2 protein-coding genes are annotated in these 1,769 nt (G+C 69.0%); both read left to right on the top strand.

The window, feature by feature from the left end; genetic code table 11:
• Positions 1–160 precede the first annotated feature (160 nt).
• Complete coding sequence (locus tag BIU90_RS02770; protein WP_071298884.1) at positions 161–1,105, top strand: hypothetical protein; 945 nt, start codon at positions 161–163, stop codon at positions 1,103–1,105.
• Positions 1,106–1,223: 118 nt separating this feature from the next.
• The coding region (locus BIU90_RS02765; protein WP_071298724.1) for a YceI family protein at positions 1,224–1,769 on the top strand (546 nt) is incomplete at its 3' end.

The following is a 1,769-nucleotide window of genomic DNA, read 5'->3' as shown; positions in this document are numbered from 1 at the left end:
CGCGAGCGGGCGGTATGTCGCCGTCCCGCGGCGCCCGACTCCCCACATACGCCCGCTCGCGCGCGGGGGGCGACTCCTCCACAACCACGCGGCGGGGGTGACCGTCCACAGATGCGCCCCACGCGCCTCCCGTCTGCTGTGTCGACGCGAGCATGTGACCGTGACTGCCAGACGACGCCTTCCGCTCGCCCTCCGCGACGCCTCGTTCCGCGTGCGGGACGCCCTGCACCGCGGGGTCTCCCGCAACCGGCTCGATGCGCGCGACCTGGTCCGCCCGTTCCACGGCATCCGGTCCGCATCGGAGCCGGTCGCGGTCGACGAGCGGGCACGTGCGCTCGCGCCGCGACTCCGCCCGGACCAGGTGTTCAGCCACACGACCGCAGCCGCGATCATCGGCGTGCCACTCCCCCGACGCGTGGAGCAGGACCGACGGCTGCACGTCACCACCATCGGCATCGACCAGGCACTCCGGGTCCGCGGCGCCGTCGGGCACCGCGCGAAGTTCGGCTCGGTGCGCATGACGATCGCCCGAGGCGTGCCGATCAGCACGCCAGTGGACACGTTCGTCGCCCTCGGGACCATGCTGACGATCGATGAACTGGTCATCGCGGGCGACGCACTCGTCGGGTGGCTCGGATGGGTCACGATCGATGAACTCCGGATCGCGGTCCGCCGACGACGTGGCATGCGCGGCGTGCGACGACTCCGAGCCGCGCTGGCCGAGATCAGGCTCGGGTCCCGATCACCGGGCGAGACCCGAGCCCGCCTCGCGCTGGTCCGCCACGGTCTCCCGGAACCGGCGCTGAACCACGACGTCGTCGTGGACGGCGAGTGGGTCGCCTGCGTCGACCTGGCGTTCCCGCGCGAGCGTGTCGCCATCGAGTACGAGAGCGACCTCCATCGGACGGACCCGGCGACATTCAAGAAGGACCTGATGCGGGGCGAGCATCTGAAGGACGTGGACTGGTGGCTGGTCCGGATCACGGCGGACGACGTCGGGAGGCACGTGGAACGCTTCGTCGAGCGGGTGCGTCGGCTGCTCCGTGCTGGCGCCTCCGGAGCACACGACCGACGGCCTGCTGCGGGTTCACGAAGATTTAGTTGACGCTTCAACCAAACGGGTCCACAATGGCGTAGCATCTCATTCGATGCGGGCGCATGGATCGGGGAAGCCGGTCGCTCGCGTCGCACCACGAACTCCGTCGTCCCGGAAGGACACCACCATGACGCTCTCTGCTGACACCATTCCCGGCTACCAGACCGGCACCTGGAAGATCGACCCGACCCACTCCGAGGTCACCTTCTCGGTCCGTCACCTCGCGATCAGCAAGGTCAAGGGCTCCTTCGAGCGCTTCGACGCCACGCTCGTCACCGCCGAGAACCCGCTGGACTCCACCCTCGAGGCCTCGATCGACGTGGCCAGCGTGAACACGAAGCAGCAGCAGCGCGACCAGCACCTCGCGACCGGTGACTTCTTCCTCGCCGAGGAGCACCCGCAGATGACCTTCACGTCCTCCGGCATCCGCCAGGACGGCGACGACTTCCTCATCGACGGCGAGCTCTCGCTGCGCGGCGTGACGAAGAACGTGACCCTGAAGACCGAGTTCGGCGGCGTCACCACCGACGGCTACGGCCAGGTCAAGCTCGGCGCCGAGGCGAAGACCAAGATCGACCGCACCGAGTTCGGTGTGAACTGGAACGCCGCGCTCGAGGCCGGTGGGTTCACGCTCGGCAACGACGTGACGATCAACCTCGACGTGCAGTTCGTC

Origin of the sequence: Curtobacterium sp. MCBA15_001 (assembly GCF_001864835.1) — a bacterium.
Lineage (GTDB): Bacteria > Actinomycetota > Actinomycetes > Actinomycetales > Microbacteriaceae > Curtobacterium.
The sequence above is the reverse complement of the archived record's forward strand: the minus strand, read 5'-3'. Positions and strand labels throughout refer to the sequence as shown.